The organism is Streptomyces sp. NPDC002619 (genome assembly GCF_042889305.1).
GTDB lineage: Bacteria > Actinomycetota > Actinomycetes > Streptomycetales > Streptomycetaceae > Streptomyces.
In genome coordinates, this window is record NZ_JBIAQV010000003.1 from 185,242 (window position 1) to 202,815 (window position 17,574).

Genomic DNA, 17,574 nt, shown 5'->3' on the forward strand with positions numbered 1-17,574 from the left:
CGCGTACGTCATCGCGCACATCGCGCCACTCCGCCCTGCCCGCTGCCGAGGGCGCCGCTGCCGACGCGGCCGCCCTCCTTCGCGAACGTCGAGTAGAAATCGGTGGAGTTCATGCTCAGAAGTCCCACCCGTCGTCGTCGGCCGGGTCCTCGACGGGCTCCGGGGAGGCGAACGACTCGCCGACCATGCCCGCGGTGAGCGTGGTGCCGTCGGCCGGGTCGATGAGGATGAACGAGCCGGTGCGCCGCGAGTCGGCGTAGGAGTCCACCGGCAGCGGCTCCGCGGTGCGGATCTTCACGCGGCCGATGTCGTTGGCGACGAGCTGTCCCGGGTGCGGGTGCAGGGACAGGTCGTCGAGCGTGAGGCGGGACGGGATGTCCCGGACGATCGCCTTGACCGTGCGCGTGCCGTGCTTGAGCAGCACCCGGTGCCCGACGGTCAGCGGCTGGTCCGCGACATGGCAGACCGTCGCCTCGACGTCCTGCGTGGTCGCGGGCGCGTCCTCGCTGGGCACGATCAGGTCGCCGCGCGAGACGTCGATGTCGTCTGCCAGCAGCAGCGTCACCGACTGCGTCGTCCAGGCCGCGTCGACCGGCTTGCCGAGAAGGTCGATGCCGGAGATCGTCGTCGTACGGCCCGAGGGCAGGACGGTGACCTGTTCGCCGACGTGGAACGTGCCGGCCGCGATCTGGCCCGCGTAGCCGCGGTAGTCCGGGTGCTCGGCGGTCTGCGGGCGGATCACGTACTGCACGGGCAGCCGCGCGTGGCAGTGCGTCAGGTCGTGGCTGACCGGGACGGTCTCCAGGTGCTCCAGGACCGTCGGGCCGCCGTACCAGTCCATGTTCGCGGACGGCTCCACGACGTTGTCACCGGCGAGCGCGGAGATCGGGATCGCGGTGACCTCCGGGACGCCCAGCTCGGTCGCGTACGCCGTGAACTCCTCGGCGATCGCCGCGAACACGGACTCCTTGTAGTCGACGAGGTCCATCTTGTTGACCGCGAGGACCACGTGCGGGACGCGGAGCAGGGCCGCGAGGGCTGCGTGCCGGCGGGTCTGTTCGACGACGCCGTTGCGGGCGTCGATCAGGATCACCGTCAGCTCGGCGGTGGAGGCGCCGGTGACCATGTTGCGGGTGTACTGCACATGGCCGGGGGTGTCGGCGAGGATGAACCGCCGCCGGGGCGTGGCGAAGTAACGGTACGCCACGTCGATGGTGATGCCCTGCTCGCGCTCGGCCCGCAGACCGTCCGTGAGCAGCGCGAGGTCGGGACCCTCCTGCCCCCGGCTCGCCGAGGCGCGCTCCACGGCCTCCAGCTGGTCGACGAGGACCGACTTGGAGTCGTGCAGCAGACGGCCGACGAGCGTCGACTTGCCGTCGTCGACCGAACCCGCGGTGGCGAACCGCAGGAGCGTGGTCTCGGTGAGTTCCGTGGTCGTGCTCATGGCTAGAAGTACCCCTCGCGCTTGCGGTCTTCCATCGCGGCCTCGGAGAGCTTGTCGTCGGCGCGGGTGGCGCCGCGCTCGGTCAGCCGGGAGGCGGCGATCTCGGCGATGACGGCGTCCAGCGTGGTCGCGTCGGAGTCGACGGCGCCCGTGCAGGACATGTCACCGACGGTCCGGTAGCGCACCTGGCGCTTCTCGACCGTCTCGCCGCCCTTCGGGCCGCCCCACTCGCCGGCGGTCAGCCACATCCCGTGGCGCTGGAAGACCTCGCGCTCGTGGGCGTAGTAGATCTCGGGCAGTTCGATGCCCTCGCGGGCGATGTACTGCCACACGTCCAGTTCGGTCCAGTTGGACAGCGGGAAGACCCGGACATGCTCACCGGGCGCGTGCCGGCCGTTGTAGAGGTTCCACAGCTCGGGGCGCTGGCGGCGCGGGTCCCACTGCGAGAACTCGTCGCGCAGCGAGAACACCCGCTCCTTCGCGCGGGCCTTCTCCTCGTCCCGGCGGCCGCCGCCGAAGACGGCGTCGAACTTCTCGCTCTGGATCCGCTCGGTGAGCGGGAGGGTCTGGAGGGGGTTGCGGGTGCCGTCGGGGCGTTCGCGCAACACACCGCGGTCGATGTAGTCCTGTACGGAGGCCACATGGAGGCGCAGCCCATGTGCGGCCACCACACGGTCGCGGTAGGCCAGCACCTCGGGGAAGTTGTGTCCGGTGTCCACATGCAGCAGCGAGAAGGGCACCGTCGCCGGGGCGAACGCCTTCAGCGCCAGATGCAGCATGACGATGGAGTCCTTGCCGCCGGAGAAAAGGATCACCGGCCGCTCGAACTCACCCGCCACCTCACGGAAGATGTGCACCGCCTCGGACTCCAGCGCGTCCAGGTGCGACAGGCCGTACGGCGTGCCCGTGCCCTCCGCGGCGTTCACGACGGTCGTCATGCCAGTCCCTTCTCGGTGAGCAGGGCGTACAAGGACGCCGCGGACTCCTGCACGGTCTGGTTCTGCGACTCGATCCGCAGATCGGGCGACTCGGGTGCCTCGTACGGGTCGTCGACGCCGGTCAGGCCGGACAGCTCGCCCGCGGCCTGCTTGGCGTACAGCCCCTTCACATCGCGGACCGAGCACACCTCGACCGGGGTGGCGACATGGACTTCGAGGTACGTCGTCCCGCTCTCCTCGTGACGCCCCCGCACCGCGTCACGGCTGTCCGCGTACGGCGCGATCACCGGCACGAGCGCCTTGACGCCGTTGCGGGCGAGCAGTTCGGCGAGGAAGCCGATGCGCTGCACGTTGGTGTGCCGGTCCGCACGGCTGAAGCCGAGTCCGGCCGAGATGAACTCGCGGATCTCGTCGCCGTCGAGCACCTCGACGCGGTGGCCCTCGTCGCGCAGCCGGCCGGCCAGCTCGTACGCGATGGTGGTCTTGCCCGCACTCGGCAGACCCGTGAGCCAGACGGTGGCTCCGGTCGTCACGTGATTCTCCTGGGTCGAAGTGGTCGCTTCGGCAACATCAGTAGCAGCCGGATCTGTGGATGCCATGAGAGCGGCGTCGGCCGTACTCATCCGTGCAGCCCGCACTCGGTCTTCGCGCGCCCGGCCCAGCGGCCGGCGCGCGCGTCCTCGCCCTCCAGCACCCGGCGGGTGCAGGGGGCGCAGCCGACGGAGGCGTAGCCGTCCATCAGCAACGGGTTCGTCAGTACGCCGTGTTCGGCGATGTAGGCGTCCACGTCGTCCTGAGTCCAGCGGGCGATCGGGGAGATCTTGACCTTGCGGCGCTTCTCGTCCCAGCCGACGACCGGGGTGTTCGCCCGGGTCGGCGACTCGTCGCGGCGCAGGCCCGTCGCCCAGGCCCGGTAGCTCTTGAGGCCCTCCTCGAGGGGCTGGACCTTGCGCAGCTTGCAGCACAGGTCGGGGTCGCGGTCGTGCAGCTTCGGGCCGTACTCCGCGTCCTGCTCGGCGACCGTCTGGCGCGGCGTGAGTGTGATGACGTTGACGTCCATCACGGCCTCGACCGCGTCCCGGGTGCCGATGGTCTCGGGGAAGTGGTAGCCGGTGTCGAGGAAGACGACGTCCACGCCCTTCAGGACACGGGACGCCAGATGGGAGACCACCGCGTCCTCCATCGAGGAGGTCACGCAGAAGTCCTTGCCGAAGGTGTCCGCCGCCCACTGAAGGATCTCCAGGGCGGAGGCGTCCTCGAGGTCGCGGCCCGCCTGCTCGGCCAGCGCCTTCAACTCGTCGTCCGTACGCGCTTCCTGAACGGTGGTCATATCTCGTCCCCTCCGTTGTCCGTCCGCTGAACGCCCCGGGCCAGCAGCCCGAGGAACTTCAGCTGGAATGCGCGGCTGCACGCCGCGCATTCCCAGGCGCCGTGGCCCTGCTCGTTCGGACGCAGGTCCTCGTCGCCGCAGTAGGGGCAGTAGAAGGGGGCGGCCCGCTCGCTCACGACAGCGCCTCCTCGGAAGCCCGTGCCGCCCAGGTGGCGAACCGCTCGCCGTCCTCGCGCTCCGCCTGGAACCGCTTGAGCACGCGCTCGACGTAGTCCGGCAGCTCCTCCGAAGTCACCTTCAGGCCACGGACCTTGCGGCCGAAACCGGCCTCCAGACCCAGCGCGCCACCGAGGTGGACCTGGAAGCCCTCGACCTGCTCGCCGTTCTCGTTCAGCACCAGCTGACCCTTGAGACCGATGTCCGCCACCTGGATACGGGCGCAGGCGTTCGGGCAGCCGTTGAGGTTGATGGTGATCGGCTCGTCGAACTCCGGGATGCGGCGCTCGAGTTCGTCGATCAGCGAGGCGCCGCGCGCCTTGGTCTCGACGATGGCGAGCTTGCAGTACTCGATGCCGGTGCAGGCCATCGTGCCGCGCCGGAACGGGGAGGGGTTGACCGTGAGGTCCAGCGACTCCAAGCCCTCGACCAGCGAGTCGACCCGATCATCCTCTACATCGAGCACGATCATCTTCTGTTCGACGGTCGTGCGCACCCGGCCCGAGCCGTGGGCCTCCGCCAGGTCGGCGATCTTCGCCAGCGTGGTGCCGTCGACGCGGCCGACGCGCGGCGCGAAACCGACGTAGAACCGTCCGTCCTGCTGCCGGTGCACACCGACGTGGTCGCGCCAGCGCTCCACGGGCTGGGCGGGCGCGGGACCGTCGACGAGCTTCCGCTGCAGGTACTCGTTCTCCAGCACCTGCCGGAACTTCTCCGCGCCCCAGTCGGCGACCAGGAACTTCAGGCGGGCCCTCGTACGCAGCCGCCGGTAGCCGTAGTCGCGGAAGATCGAGATGACGCCCTCGTAGACGTCGGGCACCTCGTCCAGCGGGACCCAGGCGCCGAGCCGTACGCCGATCTTCGGGTTGGTGGACAGACCGCCGCCGACCCACAGGTCGAAGCCGGGTCCGTGCTCGGGGTGGTCCACACCGACGAAGGCGATGTCGTTGATCTCGTGCGCCACGTCGAGCAGCGGCGAGCCGGAGATCGCGGACTTGAACTTGCGGGGCAGGTTGGAGAAGTCCTTGTTGCCGATGATCCGGCGGTGGACCTCGTCGACGGCCGGGGTGCCGTCGATGATCTCGTCCGCGGCGATGCCGGCGACGGGCGAGCCGAGGATCACGCGGGGCGTGTCACCGCAGGCCTCGGTCGTGGACAGCCCGACCGCCTCGAGACGGTTCCAGATCTCGGGCACGTCCTCGATCCGGATCCAGTGCAGCTGGATGTTCTGCCGGTCGGTGACGTCGGCCGTGCCGCGCGCGAACTCCTGTGAGATCTCGCCGATCACCCGCAGCTGCCGTGTGGTGAGCCGGCCGCCGTCGATGCGCACCCGCAGCATGAAGTACTTGTCGTCCAGCTCCTCCGGCTCCAGGATCGCGGTCTTGCCGCCGTCGATCCCGGGCTTGCGCTGGGTGTACAGCCCCCACCAGCGCATACGGCCGCGCAGATCGTTGGGGTCGATCGAGTCGAAGCCGCGCTTGGAGTAGATCGTCTCAATGCGTGTCCGCACATTGAGACCGTCATCGTCCTTCTTGAACTGCTCGTTGCCGTTCAGCGGGGTGAAGTGTCCCGCGGCCCACTGACCCTCGCCGCGGTGACGACTCACCTTGCGGCGGGGCGCGGAGGCGGCAGGGTTCTGCGGGGTGGCGGCCATGGTTGATACGTCCTTCGGGACAGGCGGAAGCAGCACTGACCTGCGCGTGCGGGCATACGTGCGCGGCATTGCGCAGAATGAGGCGGTTGCGGGAGGTTCGGCGGTGCCGGTGTGGCCCAGGGCCACTGCGGACAGCGTCAGATCGCCGGACAGATGGCGCTGGACATGCGGCCGAGGTCGACGTGCCGCCGACTCACCAAGGCAATTCCAGTTCCAGACATGACGGCAGCGTGTCACGGCGTTCTGGACTCAGTCCAGCTTCGTCCATGATGCGGACATCCTTGTCCCGCAATGTGAGACAGGCGTGGCCTCGGTCACAGCATTCGAAAGCGGTTGTGTCCGTGCAGGTCAGGCGGTGTACGCCCCCGGCCAGGGACCGGGCGTGGGCGCCGCCGCCTCCTCCTCGACCTCGGTGTCGAAGAGCTTGAAGCCGCGCCGCAGGTAGTTGTCCATCGCGTGCTCGCCGTCCTTGCTGCATGTATGCAGCCATACGCGCTTCGTCTCCGCAAGCCCCGGCCAGCGGTCCGCGAGGTCCCAGGCGCGGGCGGCGCCGTACGCCAGCAGATGACCGCCGATCCGCCGCCCGCGGAAGGCCGGGATCAGCCCGAAGTAGACGATCTCCACGACTCCGTCGTCCTGCGGTTCCACCTCCACGTACCCCGCGGGTGTGCCCCGGTCGAGCGCGACCCAGGTCTCGACGCCGGGCCGGTCCAGGTGCTCCCGCCAGCGCGCGTAGCTCCAGCCGAGCCGGTCGGTCCAGCGGATGTCACCGCCGACCGAGGCGTAGAGGAAGCGGCTGAACTCGGGGGAGGGGACCTCGGAGCGGACGATCCGGACGTCGCCCTCGGGGGCGGTGGCGGGCAGCAGGTCGGTCGGGGACGTCTGCTCCAGGGACCAGGTGGTGACGGTGAGGGCGCTCATGGACGCCAGGGAATCATCTACCCCAGCGACCTGTCGATCGAGCGCAGCGGGACCGAGAACAGCATCCGGTCCGTGACCGACCAGACCGCCCCGGTCTCCTGCCAGTACGACAGGGAGCCGGTGCCCTCCGCCCAGCAGCGCTGTGTCTCGTCCGAGCCGCAGCGGGCCGCCCGGGTGCCCTTCGTGTTCTGGCGCCACAGAATGCCGGGCCCGGCCGTCGTGTTCGGCAGCTGTCCGACGTACCAGTCGGAGCGGGTCGCGCCGGCCGGGCGGTACGAGAGCACGCCCCGGATCCCGGCCGCCCGCGTCTCATACGCCTCGACCGCGCTCGCCCGCCCGCGCACGTCCGTGGCGAGCAGACCGCCGCGCCCGGGTGCCGAGCTGAACGAGTAGCGCCACAGGCGCGCGCGCCGGTCGCTGTCGGCCGGGGTCCACTCGCCGAGGACCAGACTGTCGGGCGCCGTGCTGCGGTCCAGGGAGATGCTGCCCGGACAGGGGGAGCCGGAGGCGCCGCACGCTGAGGCCGAGAAGCGGTACGTGCCGACAGCGGGCATCACATAGCCGTAGCCGTCGGCCGACCAGCCGCCGGGCACCCGGCCGATCGCCGGGCTGTCGACCGTCGTGCGCTGGATGCGGTTCAGGTCGTACACGTACAGCGCGTCCGCGGTCCCGGTCGTCGTGGTGACCAGCAGCTTGTCCTGGTACCAGACCATGCCGGAGACGTGCGAGACGAGGCCGCGGTAGTCACGGCCGCCCTCGGTGGGGACCACCAAGAGGGCCCAGCGGTAGGCGGGGCGGACGGGGTCGGCGGCGTCGACGAAGGCGACGCGGGCCAGGCCCCGTTCGGCGGTGGGCCCGGTCGTCGTGCTGTGGCTCCAGCCCGCGAGGATCACGCGGTTCGCGCCCCACAGGCCGTCGTCGTCCGCGTCCCCGGACGTGGTCGCCGAGGCCGGCTGCCAGTCCGGCGTGACGGTGTCGGCCGGGTCCCAGCAGTACGCCCGCGCGGCCTCCGGCGCCACGGGCAGCGACTCGTGGTCGGCGGAGGCACAGCCGACGCCGGATCGCAGGGTGCGGTCGGCGCTCTTCAGGACGGTGCCGACACCGACCGGACGGCCCATCGCCCGCGCCAGGCGCCCCAGCGTGCCCGGCGGCACCAGGCGCTCCTGGAGCCGCAGTTCGCCCATCGCGGCGGAGGAGGTGAGCGGCTTCAGGGCGCCGGGGTCGTCGGCGACCGTGGCCTGCGAGGCGCTGATCATGGTGGCGGCCGCGGTGAGCGCGAGTGCGGCCCCGGCCAGGACCGCGCGCAGCACCTGGCCACGTTTGCGCCGGCGATGTCTGCCGCGATGCTTCATGCTTCCTCCCAACACGGGCCAACTGCGCCTGGTGGTACTTGCGTTGGCCGAGGAGCAGGTGGGCAGGCCCGTACCGGGATGCTACGGCAGTCTTGGGCGGCCCCGGCCGAAGACCCCGCAAATATGTGGAAGATTGGGTCCCGTTGGGCCGAATCGGATGTGCGGAATATGCCAGAGGCCGTACCCTTTCAGGGCATGCGCCCGCTCGCCCGGGCGTCCGTCACCGCCGGTGCCATGGAGTGCGGAAGCAGGTCACGCGGTTCGTCGGGCAGCAGCACCTCGACGTCCACGTCCTCGCAGAAACGATACGGCCGGTGTTCGAGGAGCGCTCCCAAGTACCGCCGTACCCGCGACATCTCCGCGCGCACCGTCACCGTGCGGGACGGGTCGCCGAACATGTCCCCGGCCAGCCCCGCCGCGCTGCGCCCCGAGCGGTGGACGGCGAGCAGACAGAGCAACTCGGCGTGCCTCGGGCTCAGTTCGCGCGACCAGGAACCGGCGCCGCCCGACACCCCCACCGACCAGTGCCGCGGGTGCGCCAGATCGAGGACGACACAGGTCGCCCCGGACGCCGGCGGTTCGGGCACCGCGCGCACCAGCCAGCCCTCCGCGAGCGGCTCCACCGAGCACAGCCCCAGCGTCGGCAGCCAGCGCAGCCCGGGGGCGAGCGACTTGGGGAGTGCAACGCGCGGTGCGTACGGCATCCCCGTGATCGCCGCGGTCCAGCCGGATCCGTCCACCACCAGGGCCCGCTCGTCGATCCGGGCCAGGACCGGGGCCGCGACGGCACGCAACCGCTCCAGCGAGGTCTGGTGCAACTCCCGCAGTCGTGCCTCGGCGAGCTTGGCCACCGAGTCGACCCAGGCCAGGGTCGCCGGATGCATCGTCTCCAGCGGGCCGCTGATGTCCACCACGCCGAGCAGCCGGCCGTCGCGCGGGTCGGTGATCGGGGCGCCCGTGCACGTCCACGAGGTGTGCGAGCGCACGAAGTGTTCCCCGGCGAAGACCTGGACGGGCCGCCGTACCGCCGCCACCGTGCCCACCCCGTTGGTGCCGACGGTGTCCTCCCGCCAGTCCGCGCCGGGCTCGAAGCCGAGGCCGTCGGCCTTGCGCAGCACGGGAGAACAGCCCTCGCGCCACAGCACCCGCCCCTCCGCGTCCGCGACGACCATGATGTGGGTGACGTCCGCGACCGAGAGCAGCCCCTCCCGCAACACCGGCAGCACATCCCGCAGCGGCGACTCCTCCCGTCTGCGCAGCACCTCGTCGAGGCCGAGCACCCCGGGGCTGTTGTCCCGGTCCGGGTCGACGCCGCTGCGCAGCACGCGCCCCCAGGACTGTTCGATCACCGGGCGCGGCGCGATCCGCGCACGCTGTCCCGCGAGCGTGGCCTCGCGCACCTCGCTGAGCAGCCGCGCGGCCTGCGCCGCGTCCACGGCGGCGAGTTGCGCGACGTTCATCGGCGGGTTCGCCACAGGGGTTCCCTCCCGGAGTGCAACGCATTCTTGTTCGTGAAGTCGTCCGGGCGGCGGTTTCCGATCCGACCATTCGGTCTCATACTGCCGCTCTCCAGCGCCGGAGGCATCCACTCCACTCATTGATGCCAACAAGTTGCAACCCCTTGCAACCCTGGTGAACGGCCAGAGGGTGTCTGAAACTTGAGCAACGCCGCCGAGAGCGGCGTTCCGGGTCTCGTACTGGCCCGCAGGCGGGGGTGGTGCCGTGTCGGCGCAGCACCACCCCCGCGACATTCCACCGCGCGACCTGGGCCGGAACCTCCGTCCGCAGGTCAGGACACCGGACGGGCCCGCTCCACCACCGAAGCCAGCGCCGTGGTGTACGGCAGCGTTCCGAACGCCGAGCCCCATTCGCCGCCCAGCCGCGAACCGCAGAAGGCGTCGGCGACCTCCGGCGGCGCGAACCGCACCAGCAGCGACCCCTGGTGCACCAGCGCCATACGTTCCACCAGCCGCCGGGCACGTCCCTCGACACCTTCCAAGTCACCGAGTTCGGCCAACAGTTGCTTGACCGCCGCGTCCAGCCGGTGATCGGCGCCGCGCGCCCGGCCGACCTCCAGGAGGAATGCGTTCAGTGCTTGCGGCTCCCGTTGCAACGCCCGCAGTACGTCGAGCGCCTGGACATTACCGGCGCCCTCCCACACGGAGTTGAGCGGCGACTCGCGCACCAGCCGGGGCAGCCCCGACTCCTCGACGTAGCCGTTGCCGCCCAGGCACTCGGCGGCCTCCACTGTCACCGGCGTACACCGTTTGGTCACCCAGTACTTGGCGGTCGGCACCGCGAGCCGCAGCAGCGCCCGCTCCTGCTCGCTCCCGTCGTCGTAGGCGGCGGCCAGCCGCAGCGCGAGCGTCGTCGCGGCCTCCGACTCCAGGGCGAGGTCGGCCAGCACGTTGCGCATCAGCGGCTTGTCGAGCAGCCTGCCGCCGAACGCCTCCCGATAGGTGCAGTGGTGCACCGCCTGCGCCACCGCCTGCCGCATCAGCCCCGCCGAGCCGAGCACACAGTCGAGCCGGGTCGCCGCGACCATCTCGATGATGGTCCGCACCCCGCGCCCCTCCTCACCCACCCGGCGCGCCCAGGTCCCGTCGAACTCGACCTCGCTCGACGCGTTCGACCGGTTGCCCAGCTTGTCCTTGAGCCGCTGAAGGAGAAACGTGTTGCGCGTGCCGTCAGCGAGGACGCGCGGGACGAGGAAACAGGTCAGCCCCTCGGGGGCCTGGGCGAGCACGAGAAACCCGTCCGACATGGGTGCCGAGCAGAACCACTTGTGTCCGGTCAGCTCGTACGTCCCGTCCTCGGCGAGCGGCTGCGCTGCGGTCGTGTTCGCCCGTACGTCGCTGCCGCCCTGCTTCTCGGTCATGCCCATCCCGAAGACCGCGCCGACCTTCAGCTGCGCGGGCCGCAGCTCGCGGTCGTAGACCGTGGACGTCAGCCGCGGCTCCCACTCGGCGGCGAGGGCGGGGTCGGTGCGCAGCGCGGGCACGGCCGCGTGGGTCATGGACAGCGGGCATCCGCTGCCGGCCTCGGCCTGCGTCCACACCAGGAACCCGGCCGCCCGCCGCACATGCCCGGCCGGGCGGACCCAGGCCGTGGTCAGGCCCGCCGAGATCCCCTTGCCGAGCAGCCGGTGCCAGGCCGGATGGAAGTCGACCTCGTCGATCCGATGGCCGTAGCGGTCGTGCGTGCGCAGCCGGGGCGGGTTCTCGTTGGCCTGCACCCCCCACTCCTGCACCTGCGCGGAACCGGCGGACCGGCCGAGCACCGACAGCTCGTCGCGCACCTCGTCGAGCAGACCGGGGGCGGTGTGCCGCTCGACGGCCTCGACGAGGGCCCGGTCGGAGGTGAACACGTCGTACCCGACCAGCGGCGGTGGCTGGTTCGTCACGGTGTGGGTGGTCGTGCCTGCCATGTGTGCGAACCTACCGTCCGGACGTCGCCAATGGTCACCAGGGTGAATAGGGCGCGGCGCGGCGGATACCGTTGGATCGTGCAGTCAGCAAGTGAACCCCCCCAGCGGCCCGCAGGGCGCCTCCACCGGGCACGTGTCCTCTACCGGAACGTATCCAAGCGCAGGACCGCCTGGCTGCTGGTCAAGGACACCGTCAACTCGTGCCTGGAGTACCGCATCCTCGGCCTCGCGGCCGAGGCGGCGTTCTTCACGCTGCTGTCGGTTCCGCCGCTGCTGCTGAGCCTGATCGGGCTGCTCGGCTACGTGGACGACTGGACCGGCGCCGACACCATCCACAGCCTGGAGAACAACCTCCTGGAGGCGTCCCGCACCGTCCTGTCCGACAGGGGCGTCAGGGAGATCGCCGAGCCGATCCTGCACGACGTGATGAAGGGCGGCCGGCCCGACGTCATCTCCATCGGTTTCCTGTTCGCCCTGTGGTCGGGTTCCCGCGCGGTGAACGTCTTCATAGACACGATCACCGTGATGTACGGCCTCGACGGCGTCCGGGGCATCGTCAAGACGCGAGTGGTGTCGTTCCTGCTGTTCGTCGCGGCGCTGCTGATCGGCTCCGTCGCGCTGCCGCTGATGGTCGCGGGGCCGGACGCGGTGGTGCGGTTCCTGCCCTGGTCGGAGACGCTGGTGCAGGTCCTGTACTGGCCGGTCGTCATCGTCCTGTCGATCGTGTTCCTGACGACGCTGTACCACGTGTCGGTTCCCGTGCGTTCCCCGTGGATCGAGGACGTGCCCGGCGCCCTGGTCGCGCTCGCCATGTGGGTCCTCGGCAGCTTCCTGCTGCGCATCTACCTGACGAACACCATCGAGGGCGCGACGATCTACGGCTCACTGGCGGCGGCGGTGGCGGTGCTGCTGTGGATCGGTGTGTCGGCGTTCGCGGTGCTGGTCGGCGCCGCGGTCAACGCCGCGATCGACCGCGTCTGGCCGGCCGCGGCGACCTCGGCGGCGCGTGCGGCCAACGAGCGGCTGCGGGAGGCCCAGGTCGCCGAGTACGTCGCCCGCGCGGCCGCGGCACGCGACCAGGACCCCGACGACCCGGACATGCCGTCCGAGTTCCCCGAACGTTGGTCCCGCTTCCTCCCCCCGGAGGACGTGACGGCCCGCCTGCGCACCCACGTGAAGTCGCACTCCCACAAGACTCCGCCGGACCCGAAGCCGCAGAAGAAGTAGCCGACCCGGGCATCCCCGTCACTGCTTCCACGCGCCCCCTGCCGCCGCCTCCCGGGCGTACTCGGTGAAGTCGCGCGGCTCGCGGCCCAGGACCTGCTGGACCCCGTCCGACAGGTACGCGTTGCGGCCGTCGAGCAGGGACTCGAACAGGTCGACCAGAAAGCCGGCCTCCTCGGGCGGCACGCCGAAGCCGGTCAGCCGCTCGCCGTACTCGGGCGCCGACACCGGCCGGTACGTCATCGGACGCCCCGTCGCCGCCGCGATCTCCGCGACCGCCTCGCGGAACGTCAGCAGCCGCGGCCCCGAGACGGCGAGTGCCTGCCTGGTGTACCGGTCGCCCGCCGTGAGCACCGCCACCACCACGTCCGCGATGTCCCGCACGTCCACGAACGGCTCGCCCACCTCACCGCCCGGGAACACCAGCTCCCCGCACTCCCGCAGCTCCTCCACCAGCGGCCCCTCGCTGAAGTTCTGCGCGAACCACGCGGCCCGTACGACCGTCCAGTCCGCTGCTGACTCCCGCAACGCCTCCTCCGTGGGCCGCGCAAGCTCCTCGCCCCGCGACGAGAGCAGCACAAGGCGCCGTACACCGAGCCCCACCGCCTCGTGCGCCAGCAGCCCCACCGCCCGCGCCGCCTCCGGCGCGCCCACGTCCGACGGGTACACCAGATACGCCGCGTCGGCGCCGCGCAGCGTCGGCGCCCACGTCGACCGGTCCCGCCAGTCGAAGCCCTGCGCCCGTGAGGCCGCCCGGACCGTCAGCCCGGCGGCATGCGCGGACTCGGCCACCCGGCTCCCCGTACGCCCGGACGCACCCGTCACCACCACCGTCATGTTCTGCGTGTTCCGTGTCATGGCCCCAGTCAACTGCCGCACCCGGCAAGGGACCATCGCTGAACGGCTCGTTCCCATAAGCGCGCGTCTACGCTGGCCCCATGGACCCACTCGCAGGCCTCCTGGAGGGCCCACGCGCACGTGGCGCCTTCATGATCAGGGCGTGCTTCGACCCGCCCTGGGCCGTACGGGTGGAGGACCGCGCCCCGCTCACCGTGATGCTGGCGGTCCGCGGCGACGCCTGGATCACGCCGGACGCCGGTGAACCCGTACGGCTGCAGGAGGGCGACCTGGCCATCGCGCGCGGCCCGGACCCGTACGCCTGCGCCGACGACCCCGGCACACCCCCGCAGGCGCTCATCCTGCCCGGCGGCGAGTGCCGCTATCCCGACGGTACGTCCCTGAAGGGCTCCATGGACCTGGGAGTCCGCACCTGGGGCGACCGCCCGGACGGGGCCGCGGTCATGCTGATCGGCACCTACCTCATGCGGGGCGAGATCAGCGGCCGGCTGCTGGACGCGCTGCCACCGCTGCTCACCCTCACCCGCGACGAGTGGCCCTGCCCGCTCACCCCCTTCCTCACGGAGGAGATCACCCGCGAGGCCCCCGGCCAGGAAGTCGTCCTCGACCGCCTCCTCGACCTGTTGGTCATCGCCGCGCTCCGGGCCTGGTTCTCCCGCCCCGAGGCCGCGGCTCCCGCCTGGTACCGGGCGCTCGCCGACCCGGTCGTCGGCCGCGTCCTGCGCCTCCTCCAGGACGACCCGGCCCACCCCTGGACGGTGGCCTCCCTCGCCGCCAAGGCCGGGGTGTCGCGCGCGGCGCTGGCCCGCCGCTTCACGGACCTGGTCGGCGAGCCCCCGATGTCCTACCTCACCGGCTGGCGCCTCGCCCTGGCCGCCGACCGCCTGCGCGACACCGACGACACCATCGCCGCGATCGCCCGTCAGGTCGGCTACGGCAGCGCCTTCGCCCTGTCCAGCGCCTTCAACGCGTCTACGGCGTCAGCCCCCAGGACCACCGCACCCGCGTAGCCTGACGTACGTGTACGAGGAGCGGGCGTCGAGGCTGAGCGGTGCCGTGGTGTGGCGCCGTACGCCGGAGAACCCCGCGAACCCCAGCGCCCGGCCCGTACTCGTCCTGCCCGACGGCTGCATGGACCTGCTGTGGAGCGAGGGACGGCTGCTGGTCGCGGGCCCGGACACGCGCGCGCACGTCCCCGGCGGCCCACCGTGCCGCTGGGCGGGCGTCCGCTTCCACCCCGGCACGGCCCCGGCCGCCCTGGGCGTACCGGCGCACGAACTGCGCGACCGGCGCGTGGAGTTGGCCGATCTGTGGCCCGCCGCGGAGGTACGACGCCTCGGCGGACGCGTGGCGGCCGCGGCAGACCCGGCGACGGCCCTGGAGGAGATCGCGCTGGAACGGTCACCGGCCCCCGACCCCGCCCTGCGCCGATTGGTCGCGGCCCTGGACGCGGGCCGCCCGGTGGCCGCCACCGCCGACGAACTAGGCCTCGGCGCCCGCCAGTTGCATCGCCGTTGCCTGACCGCCTTCGGCTACGGCCCCAAGACCCTGGCCCGGATCCTGCGCATGCAACGCGCGCTCACACTCGCCGGCGCCGGCGTTTCCCTCGCGGAGACCGCCGCCCGCGCCGGCTACGCGGACCAGCCCCACCTGGCCCGGGACGTAAGAGAGTTGGCGGGACGGACGCTGGGCGAGCTACTCGGCGGCCGATAGCGGCGCGAACAGATCGACGCCGTTGCCGTCGGGATCGAGCACCGTGGCGTACCGCTGCCCCCAGAAGGCGTCCCACGGCTTCAGCTCCCCGTGATACCCGGCACTCACCAGGTCCTCGTACAGGGCGTCCACCTTCGCGGGCGATCCGCACCGGAAGGCGATTGCGACGCGGCCGCCGCCGGCCGGTGGCTGCCACGCGGAGTGGAAGGAGCGGATGGTCTCCTCGGCGTCCAGGGCGAAGGTCAGACCGCCGGGCAACTCGGCATCGGCATGCGGCAGTTCCTCGGCACCCTCGGGAAAGACGAGTCCGAGGCGACGGTAGAAGGCCAGCGAGGCGGCCATGTCGGAGGCCACCACACCGATCAGGGCGAATCGTGGAGTCATACCGTCACCGTAGGCAGGGTGCCCGTCCCCGGTCTTGAACGAATCGGACACGCTCTCAGCCGAAGGTCACCGGTCCGTCGGCGGTGTCCACGGTGAAGGAGAAGCCCACCGGCCCTTCGGAGAGGTCCAGTTCGGTGCCGAGGGCGGCGAGCGGTTCACGGCGTACGGCAGGGTCGTCGGTGTCGTCCTCGGCCCGGCATCACAGACACGAGTTCAGCCCGTCCCGGGCCATCGGCGTCATCCCGTCCGACACCGGCAGCACCAGCCGCCACGGCCGGCCCTCGCCCGGATCCCGGGCCGCGATCCCGAACACCGGCCCGCGCAGCGCGAGTCGGGGACAGCGCAGCGAGGCCTCCACCGCGTCGGCCTCCCGCACCCGGGCGGCCGGGTCGTTCCGGCGGACCAACTCCGCGTGGAGCGCGTCGATCTGTTGCTGTCAGTCATCGGCCGTGCACGCATTGTCGCGAAGGGTGGGCTTTCACGCGGAGCGGACGAGTCAACAAGTGGCGTGGTTGGGCCGCTTCGCACGTCCCGCCCCTCGGCATAGGCTCCTCTGCCATGGCACCCCGGCTGCTCGTGTACACCCGCACCACCGACTACCGCCACGATTCCATCCCCGACGCCGTCGCCGCCGTACGCGGGTTCCACGGCTTCGACGTGGACGCCACCGAGGACCCCGCCGCCCTCGAAAAGCCCCTCGAGGGCTACGCGGCCGTCGTCTTCCTCTCCACCAGCGGCGACGTGCTGAGCCCCGCCGGGCGCGAGCGGCTCGCCGGGTATGTGGAGTCGGGCGGCGGCTTCGCCGGGGTGCACGCGGCGGCCTGCACCGAGTACGGTTGGCCGTACTACGGCGAACTCCTCGGCGCCCGCTTCGATCGGCACCCGCACCTCCAGGCAGGCAAGGCCGTCGTCGAGGACCGCGACCATCCGGCCACCCGGCAGCTGCCCGCCGTCTGGGACTTCACGGACGAGTGGTACGACTTCCGGAGCAACCCGCGCGGAGCCGTACGGGTGCTCGTACGCGCGGACGAGTCCTCCTACGAAGGTGGCGGAATGGGCACCGACCACCCGCTGGCGTGGTGCCGCGACCACGCGGCGGGCCGGGTCTTCTACACGGCCCTCGGACATGCCCGCGAGGCCTACACCGACGGGGACTTCCTGGCTCATCTGCGCGGTGGGATCGACTGGGTGGCCCGGAACGAGTGACGTTTCTCCGGTGAACCGGGTGCTCCTCCAGCGGCCGCGCCGGTGCGGGCACGCGGACGGCAAGCAGGTGCTGCCGCTGGAGGAGTACCTGGAGAAGCTGGAGAAGGTGCTGGCGACCCGTCAGGACCTGGTGGTGGCCCGTACGGACGCCACCGACGAGCACGACATCCTGCACCGGGCCGAACGGCTCGCCGCCACCGACGCGGACGTCGTCCTCGTCGACGGGGTACGCAGCGTGGCGTGGATCCGCCGGATCCGCGAGGTCGTCGGGGACAAGCCGCTGCTGTTCAACCAGATCGCCGGCGGCAAGTCGCCCCGGCTGTCCCTCGGTGAACTGTCCATCCTGGGGGTGGATGTCGCGATCTACAGCACCCCGTGCCTGTTCGCCGCCCACGAGGCGATGGAGTCCGCGCTCACCGAACTGCGGGCCGCCGACGGCGGGTTGCCCGAACTCGATGCCGCGAGCGGGGTCGGCGTCAAGGCGTCCACCACCCTGTTGGAGCGCAACATCGCCCCGGAGAGGCGCGCGCCCGTGGGCGTGGGCGTGTGACGCGTGCCGTACCCCGGCTGCGGGCCGCCACGGCGATCGCGGCGGCGCTCCTCGGGGCGACCGTCGCACCCGCGGCCGCTGCCGGCAGCCTGATCACCGTCATCGACAACTCCCAGGCGGACTCGATCCTCGAGGTCGGCCGCATGGCCAACCTCCGGACCGGCAGGGGCACGGCCGGCAGCGACCACGACGGCAGCGCCGTCGACGCGGTGGAGGCCCTGGTCGGGGCGCACCGAGCGGCCGGCCGGGACGATGAGGACTGAGCGGCGGGTACTGCCCAGGGCCGGGTGCTTCACGCGAGGCGCCCGTCCCCACGCCCCTTGTGCCCGCGCGCCGTACGCCGAACGGCCCACCATC

At 71.6% G+C, this 17,574-nt stretch carries 18 protein-coding genes and 2 pseudogenes; 6 read left to right on the top strand and 14 right to left on the bottom strand.

Going from position 1 to position 17,574, the window contains the following annotated elements:
* Positions 1-115: 115 nt before the first annotated feature.
* The 11 genes from ACFYXB_RS07995 to ACFYXB_RS08045 all read right to left on the bottom strand — a co-directional run bounded on the left by ACFYXB_RS07995 (position 116) and on the right by ACFYXB_RS08045 (position 11,282).
* Positions 116-1,444: a sulfate adenylyltransferase subunit 1 gene (locus tag ACFYXB_RS07995; RefSeq protein ID WP_389578996.1), complete on the bottom strand. Its 1,329-nt coding sequence runs from the start codon at positions 1,442-1,444 to the stop codon at positions 116-118.
* Positions 1,445-1,446: 2 nt separating this feature from the next.
* Entirely contained in the window at positions 1,447-2,382 is a 936-nt protein-coding gene (gene cysD, locus ACFYXB_RS08000; protein WP_389578998.1) for a sulfate adenylyltransferase subunit CysD, read from the bottom strand.
* On the bottom strand, positions 2,379-2,981 hold the full coding sequence (gene cysC, locus ACFYXB_RS08005; RefSeq protein WP_389579000.1) for an adenylyl-sulfate kinase: 603 nt from the start codon (positions 2,979-2,981) through the stop codon (positions 2,379-2,381). The genes cysD and cysC overlap by 4 nt, the downstream gene beginning before the upstream one ends.
* Before the next feature lie 20 nt (positions 2,982-3,001).
* Positions 3,002-3,712 carry a phosphoadenylyl-sulfate reductase gene (locus ACFYXB_RS08010; protein WP_351348467.1) on the bottom strand — a complete coding sequence of 237 codons (711 nt, stop codon included), beginning with the start codon at positions 3,710-3,712 and terminating at the stop codon, positions 3,002-3,004.
* On the bottom strand, positions 3,709-3,888 hold the full coding sequence (locus ACFYXB_RS08015) for a hypothetical protein (RefSeq protein WP_351348470.1): 180 nt from the start codon (positions 3,886-3,888) through the stop codon (positions 3,709-3,711). The genes ACFYXB_RS08010 and ACFYXB_RS08015 overlap by 4 nt, the downstream gene beginning before the upstream one ends.
* Positions 3,885-5,582 carry a nitrite/sulfite reductase gene (locus ACFYXB_RS08020; RefSeq protein WP_389579003.1) on the bottom strand — a complete coding sequence of 566 codons (1,698 nt, stop codon included), beginning with the start codon at positions 5,580-5,582 and terminating at the stop codon, positions 3,885-3,887. The genes ACFYXB_RS08015 and ACFYXB_RS08020 overlap by 4 nt, the downstream gene beginning before the upstream one ends.
* A gap of 137 nt (positions 5,583-5,719) precedes the next feature.
* Complete coding sequence (locus tag ACFYXB_RS08025) at positions 5,720-5,803, bottom strand: putative leader peptide (protein WP_351348587.1); 84 nt, start codon at positions 5,801-5,803, stop codon at positions 5,720-5,722.
* A gap of 127 nt (positions 5,804-5,930) precedes the next feature.
* The gene (locus ACFYXB_RS08030; RefSeq protein ID WP_389579004.1) at positions 5,931-6,503 is read right to left on the bottom strand and encodes a GNAT family N-acetyltransferase; all 573 of its coding nucleotides are present in this window, start codon (positions 6,501-6,503) and stop codon (positions 5,931-5,933) included.
* Positions 6,504-6,520: 17 nt separating this feature from the next.
* Positions 6,521-7,855 carry a hypothetical protein gene (locus tag ACFYXB_RS08035; RefSeq protein ID WP_389579006.1) on the bottom strand — a complete coding sequence of 445 codons (1,335 nt, stop codon included), beginning with the start codon at positions 7,853-7,855 and terminating at the stop codon, positions 6,521-6,523.
* Between the two features lie 188 nt (positions 7,856-8,043).
* Positions 8,044-9,315 (bottom strand): GAF domain-containing protein, encoded by a 1,272-nt coding sequence (locus ACFYXB_RS08040; protein WP_389579531.1) that lies wholly within the window; start codon positions 9,313-9,315, stop codon positions 8,044-8,046.
* A 329-nt stretch (positions 9,316-9,644) separates the two neighbouring features.
* Positions 9,645-11,282, bottom strand: a complete 1,638-nt coding sequence (locus ACFYXB_RS08045; protein WP_389579008.1) for an acyl-CoA dehydrogenase family protein — start codon at positions 11,280-11,282, stop codon at positions 9,645-9,647.
* A gap of 78 nt (positions 11,283-11,360) precedes the next feature.
* On the opposite strand from ACFYXB_RS08045, the gene ACFYXB_RS08050 reads away from it, so the two are divergent.
* Positions 11,361-12,509: a YihY/virulence factor BrkB family protein gene (locus ACFYXB_RS08050; RefSeq protein WP_389579011.1), complete on the top strand. Its 1,149-nt coding sequence runs from the start codon at positions 11,361-11,363 to the stop codon at positions 12,507-12,509.
* Between the two features lie 18 nt (positions 12,510-12,527).
* Here the strand turns inward: ACFYXB_RS08050 and ACFYXB_RS08055 are convergent, their stop codons facing one another.
* Positions 12,528-13,364, bottom strand: a complete 837-nt coding sequence (locus tag ACFYXB_RS08055) for an NmrA family transcriptional regulator (RefSeq protein WP_389579013.1) — start codon at positions 13,362-13,364, stop codon at positions 12,528-12,530.
* Between the two features lie 80 nt (positions 13,365-13,444).
* Here ACFYXB_RS08055 and ACFYXB_RS08060 point away from each other — a divergent pair.
* Positions 13,445-14,379: pseudogene (locus ACFYXB_RS08060) on the top strand (AraC family transcriptional regulator).
* 5 nt (positions 14,380-14,384) lie between these two features.
* Positions 14,385-15,077: a helix-turn-helix domain-containing protein gene (locus ACFYXB_RS08065; protein ID WP_389579016.1), complete on the top strand. Its 693-nt coding sequence runs from the start codon at positions 14,385-14,387 to the stop codon at positions 15,075-15,077.
* Here the strand turns inward: ACFYXB_RS08065 and ACFYXB_RS08070 are convergent.
* A complete protein-coding gene (locus ACFYXB_RS08070) occupies positions 15,060-15,461 on the bottom strand; it encodes a VOC family protein (RefSeq protein WP_389579019.1) in 402 nt (133 codons plus the stop codon). The two genes, ACFYXB_RS08065 and ACFYXB_RS08070, sit on opposite strands and share 18 nt — an antisense overlap.
* A gap of 199 nt (positions 15,462-15,660) precedes the next feature.
* Complete coding sequence (locus tag ACFYXB_RS08075) at positions 15,661-15,867, bottom strand: DUF5954 family protein (RefSeq protein WP_389579022.1); 207 nt, start codon at positions 15,865-15,867, stop codon at positions 15,661-15,663.
* Between the two features lie 152 nt (positions 15,868-16,019).
* Here ACFYXB_RS08075 and ACFYXB_RS08080 point away from each other — a divergent pair, with 152 nt between their 5' ends.
* The 3 genes and pseudogenes from ACFYXB_RS08080 to ACFYXB_RS08090 all read left to right on the top strand — a co-directional run bounded on the left by ACFYXB_RS08080 (position 16,020) and on the right by ACFYXB_RS08090 (position 17,480).
* A complete protein-coding gene (locus tag ACFYXB_RS08080) occupies positions 16,020-16,667 on the top strand; it encodes a ThuA domain-containing protein (RefSeq protein WP_389579025.1) in 648 nt (215 codons plus the stop codon).
* Between the two features lie 28 nt (positions 16,668-16,695).
* Positions 16,696-17,217, top strand: a pseudogene (locus ACFYXB_RS08085) (isocitrate lyase/phosphoenolpyruvate mutase family protein); the annotation flags it as partial.
* Entirely contained in the window at positions 17,214-17,480 is a 267-nt protein-coding gene (locus ACFYXB_RS08090; protein ID WP_389579028.1) for a hypothetical protein, read from the top strand. The pseudogene ACFYXB_RS08085 and the gene ACFYXB_RS08090, both read left to right, overlap by 4 nt.
* Positions 17,481-17,574 lie beyond the last annotated feature (94 nt).

Bases quoted from the DNA above. Each gene is read 5' to 3' on its own strand.
- ACFYXB_RS08035 (WP_389579006.1), bottom strand. From the start codon at position 7,855: ATGAAGCATCGCGGCAGACATCGCCGGCGCAAACGTGGCCAGGTGCTG.
- ACFYXB_RS08055 (WP_389579013.1), bottom strand. From the start codon at position 13,364: ATGACACGGAACACGCAGAACATGACGGTGGTGGTGACGGGTGCGTCC.
- ACFYXB_RS08020 (WP_389579003.1), bottom strand. From the start codon at position 5,582: ATGGCCGCCACCCCGCAGAACCCTGCCGCCTCCGCGCCCCGCCGCAAG.
- ACFYXB_RS08045 (WP_389579008.1), bottom strand. From the start codon at position 11,282: ATGGCAGGCACGACCACCCACACCGTGACGAACCAGCCACCGCCGCTG.
- ACFYXB_RS07995 (WP_389578996.1), bottom strand. From the start codon at position 1,444: ATGAGCACGACCACGGAACTCACCGAGACCACGCTCCTGCGGTTCGCC.
- cysC (WP_389579000.1), bottom strand. From the start codon at position 2,981: ATGGCATCCACAGATCCGGCTGCTACTGATGTTGCCGAAGCGACCACT.
- ACFYXB_RS08010 (WP_351348467.1), bottom strand. From the start codon at position 3,712: ATGACCACCGTTCAGGAAGCGCGTACGGACGACGAGTTGAAGGCGCTG.
- ACFYXB_RS08040 (WP_389579531.1), bottom strand. From the start codon at position 9,315: ATGAACGTCGCGCAACTCGCCGCCGTGGACGCGGCGCAGGCCGCGCGG.
- ACFYXB_RS08080 (WP_389579025.1), top strand. From the start codon at position 16,020: ATGGCACCCCGGCTGCTCGTGTACACCCGCACCACCGACTACCGCCAC.
- ACFYXB_RS08070 (WP_389579019.1), bottom strand. From the start codon at position 15,461: ATGACTCCACGATTCGCCCTGATCGGTGTGGTGGCCTCCGACATGGCC.
- ACFYXB_RS08030 (WP_389579004.1), bottom strand. From the start codon at position 6,503: ATGAGCGCCCTCACCGTCACCACCTGGTCCCTGGAGCAGACGTCCCCG.
- cysD (WP_389578998.1), bottom strand. From the start codon at position 2,382: ATGACGACCGTCGTGAACGCCGCGGAGGGCACGGGCACGCCGTACGGC.
- ACFYXB_RS08025 (WP_351348587.1), bottom strand. From the start codon at position 5,803: ATGTCTGGAACTGGAATTGCCTTGGTGAGTCGGCGGCACGTCGACCTC.